We start from the raw sequence: 6464 nt of genomic DNA, 5'->3' as shown, positions 1-6464 counted from the left end.
GCCCGGCGCTTGTCAAGTGGTTTTTGCAATTTGCCGGTTTTGGAGATTGCGCTTTTCCCGCGTGCGCGAGAAAGTTTTTATATCGCGTTTGCGCGAAGGCGATTTAACTTCGGCGGCGGGAGCGCGGCAGACGCCGCCGCGCCCGGCATGATTTTAGGTTTTGCGGTCCGCCGCAAGGAAATTTTTCCCCAAGCAACCCTTGGCAAAATAGTTATAAAGTTGACAAAGCGGGGTTGCCCGTGATAGAATTTCAACAAACAACATACAGGCTTTGATGGAGAGAAAGACGATGCCGATGCCGGTTGCCAGAGACCCTGCGGCAGGTGCGAGCAGGGCCCGTTAGGCGCGTGTAAATACACTCCTGAGCCGGCGCCGCGTCCAAGCGGCGCCCGGATCGCCGCCGTTACAAGGCGCGCCGAGCGACAGCCGGGTTTTTCGGCTGTAATAAGGGTGGTACCGCGGGAGTTTTAGCTTTCGTCCCTTGAACATTGACTGTTTTGTTCAGGGCGCGGGGGCTTTTTGTTTTGAAGGAAAGCATCCGCCCCGGGGATTTCCTTGAGACTGATTTACTGAAATAAGGAGGAAAAACCAATGCCAAACGATCAAAGCGAAGAAAAAGTAACCTTTTTTTCCGGCGAAAACATCCCGCTGGAAATGCACAAAGTCCGCATGGTGCAGCGCGTCAACCTTCTGCCGGTCAACGAGCGGCTGCGCGCCGTGCAGGAAGCCGGCAACAACACCTTTCTCCTGAAAAACCGCGACGTTTTTCTGGACATGCTGACCGACAGCGGCGTCAACGCCATGAGCGACGCGCAGTATGCGGCCATGCTTACGGCTGACGACAGCTACGCCGGGTCGGAAACATTTTTCCGCCTGTCTGCCGCGTTAAGCGATGTATTCGGCACAAAATATTTCCTGCCGGCGCATCAGGGCCGGGCCTGCGAAAATATTATCGCCAACGCTTTCGTTGCCGAAGGCAAATATACGATAATGAACTATCATTTTACCACAACCAAAGCGCACATAACCCGCTTGGGCGGAAAAGTCGTCGAAGTCTGCTCCCCCGGCGCGACCAACGCTGTCAGCGGCGACCCTTTCAAAGGCAATTTCGACCTGGACTTGCTCAAAGCCGCCGTGGAAAAAGCCGGGGTTGGCAATGTCGCCTTCGTGCGCATTGAATCCGGCACCAACCTTATAGGGGGGCAGCCGGTGTCTTTGGCGAACATGCGCGAAGTCTCGGCCTTCTGCCGTTCGCGGGGGATACTCCTGATCCTTGACGCCAGCCTGCTCGCCGACAACCTCTACTTTATCAAGGCCCGGGAAGCGTCCTGCGCCAACCGGCCGCTTAAAGACATAGTGCGGGAAATCGCCTCGCTCATGGACATATCTTATTTTTCCGCCCGCAAGCTGGGCTGCGCGCGCGGCGGCGGCATAATCACGTCCAATGCCGAGTATTATAAAAAACTGCGTCCCCTGGTTACCCTTTACGAAGGATTTCTTACCTACGGCGGCATGTCGGTGCGCGAAATGGAGGCCATTGCCGTGGGGATAAAAGAAACGCTTGATTTTAACGTGATAAACCAAACGCCGATTTTCGTCGAGGCTTTGGGCAAAATGCTCACGGAAAACGGCGTGCCGGTCGTTACCCCGTTCGGCGGCCTGGGCTGCCATGTGGACGCTTCAAGGTTCGTTGGCCATATCCGGCAGGAAGAATACCCGGCCGGCGCCCTGGCCGCAGCTATCTACATCGTCGGCGGCATTCGCGGCATGGAACGCGGCACCTTGTCCGAGCAAAGAAATCCCGACGGCACGGAAAAAGTATCCGACATGGAATTAGTGCGCCTGGCCATTCCCAAACGGGTATTTACCTATTCGCAGATGAAATTTGTCGCCGACCGCCTGTCCTGGCTGTATAAAAACCGTGCCTGCATCGGCGGATTGGAATTTGAAGAAGAACCTGAAATGCTGCGGTTTTTCTTTGGGCGGCTGCGCCCCATCGGCGACTGGCAGGAACGGCTTGCCGCAAAGTTTTGCGCCGATATGCCCTCCGGCCTGTAACGCCCCTGCCGCCAACGGCCGTCCGGCTAAAGGCGGGCGGCGGTTGGCCGGATCAGCCTGCCGGCGCAAGCCGCTCCCTTCGGCGGACGGTCTGCCGCGGCGCCGATAGCGCTGCCCCGCCAATTCAGCGTTGCGCAATGGACGGGCGGGCAGCGTGAGCTTATGGGAAACAATTGGCCGGCCATATAAAATGCGCCATATTTAATCGGCATTTCAATGGCCCGGAGTATTACTGCGCGGCAAGCGGCGTTTTCAGGGGCAAAAGCGGTTTTGTGCCGCCCTTTATGCGGCCCATCCTAAAGGAAAAGTTGATAAACTGTTCTGTTGTGTGGTACAATGTTCCCATTATGAACCTAGTTCGTCCCCCGCAAAAACTGATTTTTCCGGGAAGCGGCCCCCTTTGATTATTGTCGGGCTTTTGGCCTTCATTGCCTTTCCGCTGCGGCCTAAAGAAGCGGGAAGCGGCGGGTTTTTTGCCGTTTCGGGCTGCGCCGGGAAGCTTTGCGCCGCTTCTTTTGAAACTTTTTGTTTTCATGGCGGCCGGCAGGTCAACCCGGTTTCAGCTTGAATATTTAAATAGCGGCGGCAATTTATTTTCGGGGAGGAACGGCTATGGATTTGACAAAATGCAGAAGCGCATTTAAGGCGTATGATTTGCGCGGCAAGGTACCGGACGAATTGAACGAGGAAATGGCTTACCGCATCGGCAGGGTTTTCGCCGGCCTGCTTACGGCAAAGAAGGTGGTTTTAGGGCGTGACGCGCGGCTTTCCGGCGAGAGCATACAGAACGCTTTGGCGGAAGGCTTGACGGACGCCGGCTGTTCTGTTTTGGATATAGGGCTTTGCGGCACGGAGATGGTGTATTTCGCCACTACTTTCCTGAAAGCGGACGGCGGCGTTATGGTTACGGCCAGCCACAATCCCAAAGAATACAACGGCATGAAATTTGTGCGGGAAGGCTCGCGCCCGATTTCCAGCGACAGCGGCCTCATGGAGATCGCCGACCGCGCGCTGGCGGGCAGTTTTACGCGCGGCGCGCAGGACGGGCCGGAAAAGGGCCTTGTTACCAAGGTGGATGTGATGGGGGACTATATCGGGCATCTTTTGAGCTATGTTGATTCCGGCGCTTTAAAGCCGCTGAAGATAGTGGCGAACGTGGGCAACGGCTGCGCGGGCGCGCCGCTTGAACAGTTGGAAAGGCGCCTGCCGTTCAAATTTGTCAAACTTTACAGCCAACCTGACGGCAATTTCCCTAACGGCGTGCCCAATCCGATCCTGCCGCGAAACCGTGCGGAGACAGCCGCCGCCGTCAAAAGAGAAAAAGCCGATTTGGGCGTGGCCTGGGACGGCGATTATGATCGTTGCTTTTTGTTCGACGCGGACGGCGAATTTATTGAAGGCTATTATATAGTAGGCATACTGGCGGAGGCTTTTTTGCGCAAGGTGCCCGGAGCCAGGATAATCCACGATCCGCGCCTTATATGGAACACGTTGGAGACGGTAAAGAGATTGGGCGGAGAAGCGGTTGAATGTAAAAGCGGGCACGCCTTCATAAAAGAAAAAATGCGCCAGGTGGACGCCGTTTACGGCGGCGAGATGTCGGCGCACCATTATTTCAAAGACTTTACTTATTGCGACAGCGGCATGTTGCCTTGGCTGCTGATAACCGAATTGATGTGCGTGTCCGGCAAGCCTTTGTCCGAAATGGTCGGCGAATGTATCGCCAAGTTCCCTTGCAGCGGAGAAATAAACAGGCGGGTGAAAGACGGCCCCGGCGTGCTTGCCCGCATCAAGGAAAAATACGCCGGGCTCGGCAAGGCGGAAGAAGTGGACGGCATAAGTTTTGAATTCAGCAAATGGCGTTTCAATGTCCGCATATCCAATACCGAGCCGGTAGTGCGGCTGAACCTGGAAACGCGCGCCGACCGGGCGCTCATGGAAGAAAAAACAGCGGAATTGCTGGCGGTCATCGGCGGCGAGCCCGATTGAAGGTTTAGATTTTGCGAAGGGCGGCGGAACGCGAAAGCAATGAAAAAAATCACCAAAGTAATAATCCCGGCGGCGGGCCTGGGCACGCGCCTCTTGCCGGCAACCAAGTCGCAGCCGAAAGAGATGCTGCCCATAGTAGATAAGCCGGCCATCCAGCATATCATAGAGGAAGCCCTGCTTTCGGGGATAGAAGAAATCCTCATAATCACCGGGCGCAACAAGCGCGCGCTGGAAGATTATTTCGACCGGGCGGTTGAGCTGGAACTTTTGCTGGAAAAGCAGGGCAAAGAAGAACTGCTGCAAGCCGTGCGGGACATTGCCGATATCCCGATACACTATATCAGGCAAAAGGAAGCTTTGGGGCTCGGCCACGCCGTGGCCGCCGCCCGCCAGTTTATCGGCGGCCAGCCCTTCGCCGTGATGCTCGGGGACGACATAGTGGACGCAAAAACGCCATGCCTTAGCCAATTGCTGGATGTCTACGGGGAATACGGCGGCAGCGTGATCGGCGTGCAACCGGTACCCAACTCCCAAGTGTCGAATTACGGCATAGTAAACCCGGCCGAACGGATCAAAGACGCTGTCTGGCGGGTTGCCAGCCTTGTGGAAAAACCGCCGGCGGAAGAAGCCCCCTCCAATCTGGCTATATTGGGACGCTATATTATCCGGCCGGGGATATTTCCCCTGCTGGCCAAAGCCAAGCCCGGCGCGGGCGGCGAGATACAGTTGACCGATTCGCTTTCCGCCCTGGCGCGCAAAGAAAAAGTTTTCGCCTTCAATTTTTCCGGGCGCCGTTATGATATTGGCAGCAAGAAGGGCTTTTTGGAAGCCACGGTGGATTTCGCGCTCAAAGACCCGCAGCTGCGCGATGATTTCCAGCGATACTTGAGCAAGGCCGTAAAGGGCAATCATACATAGAAAGGCGCGTAGACTATGCGAGACGACACGTTGGCCAATGCCGCCGGGATCTCCTTTGTTTATAACAACTTATATGGCGACAACATGGTAAGCGGCGCCATGTTGGCAGAAATATCGGACAAGATCAAAGCCGCTGCGTCCGCCGTTGCCCACATGCGCAAAAGCGGCGAGGTAAAGGGCCATCTGTCCAAAGACGGGCAGCCGGAAAAGGTTTTGTTCAGCCAACTGCCTTATGTGGAAAGAGGCCATATAAACACGCCGGAATCCATGGACGCTCTGGCGGCTTTCGGCGCCGGTTTAAGAAACCGCGTGGACGCCGTAATATCTTTCGGGATAGGCGGTTCTTTTTTAGGCAACAAAGTGCTTTTCGACGTAGGTTGCGGCGAATTTTGGAATCAAAAAGGGCGGGATAGCCGCAGCGGCTGGCCGCAGTTTTATTTCAGCGGCAACAATGTCGACGGGGCGCGCACGGACGCGCTTTTGCGGGAGATCGCGGCGCAAGCGCGGGCGCTGAAAGAAAACGGCGCCCGCCGGCTTTACAAAATTTCGCTTATCGTCATTTCAAAGTCCGGCGCGACCTTGGAGACCATGGCTTGTTTCATGTACGCGCTGGCGGAACTTGACAAACAAAAAGATGTTTTGGAGGTTGAAGTAACGGCGGTTACCGACCCGGCGGAAGGCGCGGGGGAAACTTTGCTGCACAAACTGGCGCGCGAGAACGGCTGGCGGCTGTTTTGCGTGCCGGACGGCGTGGGCGGGCGCTTCAGCGTATTCAGCGACGTCGGCTTGGTTACCGCTGCGGCGGTTGGGCTTGATTTCAAAAACTTCCTCGCCGGGGCCAGGGACATGGACAAAGCTTGCCAGTCTGACGACCCTTATGAAAACATGGCGCTTTTAAACGCCGCGCTGAAGTTTCTGGCGGCGGAAAAATTCGGCCGCGACATGGAAGTATTCATGCCCTACGCCGACAGCCTGAAATCGCTGGCGGAATGGTACATCCAGCTTTTGGCCGAGTCGCTTGGCAAAGGGCGTACCCGGGACGGACTGCCGGCGCATTACGGGCGCACCCCCATCGCCGCGGTCGGCACGACCGACATGCACGCCCAGACCCAGCAACATCAGGAAGGGAAACTTAACAAAGTCGTGCAGTTCGTCAAAGTTGCCGCCTGGGACAACGATCCCGCAATCCCCAACTATTTTCCGCAGGAAAGCGCGCTTGGCAAAATTTCCGGCGTTACTTTCAGCAAGGCGATGAATGCCGCGCTGGAGGCGAACGCGGAGGCTTTGGCCGGCAACGGGCGTTTCTGCGCCGTGTTTGTCCTGCCCCGGCTGAATCTTTACTATCTGGGTGCCCTCATGTACCTCTTGGCGCTCTCGATCGCCTACGAGGGAGAATTGGCCAATGTGGACGCTTTCGACCAGCCGGGCGTGGAGGCATACAAAAAAATACTGAAGGTAAAAATGGCCGCTTTGCAAAAATAGCTTTTGGAGACAAATGC

4 protein-coding genes and 1 other annotated feature are annotated in these 6464 nt (G+C 56.2%); all 4 genes read left to right on the top strand.

Annotated features, from left to right (window positions below; all coding sequences use genetic code 11):
• Positions 1-262: 262 nt before the first annotated feature.
• Positions 263-485, top strand: a binding site (T-box leader).
• Between the two features lie 106 nt (positions 486-591).
• The 4 genes from LBO03_06320 (at position 592) to LBO03_06305 (ending at position 6447) form a co-directional block, all read left to right on the top strand.
• The gene (locus LBO03_06320) at positions 592-2058 is read left to right on the top strand and encodes a tryptophanase (GenBank protein ID MDR3349200.1); all 1467 of its coding nucleotides are present in this window, start codon (positions 592-594) and stop codon (positions 2056-2058) included.
• Between the two features lie 618 nt (positions 2059-2676).
• Positions 2677-4047 (top strand): phosphomannomutase, encoded by a 1371-nt coding sequence (locus LBO03_06315; GenBank protein MDR3349199.1) that lies wholly within the window; start codon positions 2677-2679, stop codon positions 4045-4047.
• A gap of 39 nt (positions 4048-4086) precedes the next feature.
• Positions 4087-4965, top strand: a complete 879-nt coding sequence (galU, locus tag LBO03_06310; protein MDR3349198.1) for a UTP--glucose-1-phosphate uridylyltransferase GalU — start codon at positions 4087-4089, stop codon at positions 4963-4965.
• A 15-nt stretch (positions 4966-4980) separates the two neighbouring features.
• Positions 4981-6447, top strand: a complete 1467-nt coding sequence (locus LBO03_06305; protein ID MDR3349197.1) for a glucose-6-phosphate isomerase — start codon at positions 4981-4983, stop codon at positions 6445-6447.
• Positions 6448-6464: the final 17 nt, after the last annotated feature.

The sequence above is a fragment of the Acidaminococcales bacterium genome (assembly GCA_031290885.1).
In the GTDB taxonomy this organism is placed as follows: Bacteria; Bacillota; Negativicutes; order Acidaminococcales; family JAISLQ01; genus JAISLQ01.
The sequence above is the reverse complement of the archived record's forward strand: the minus strand, read 5'-3'. Positions and strand labels throughout refer to the sequence as shown.

What these genes read in the sequence shown, in the direction of transcription:
- LBO03_06320 (MDR3349200.1), top strand. Translation starts at nt 592, where the DNA reads ATGCCAAACGATCAAAGCGAAGAAAAAGTAACCTTTTTTTCCGGCGAA.
- galU (MDR3349198.1), top strand. Translation starts at nt 4,087, where the DNA reads ATGAAAAAAATCACCAAAGTAATAATCCCGGCGGCGGGCCTGGGCACG.
- LBO03_06305 (MDR3349197.1), top strand. Translation starts at nt 4,981, where the DNA reads ATGCGAGACGACACGTTGGCCAATGCCGCCGGGATCTCCTTTGTTTAT.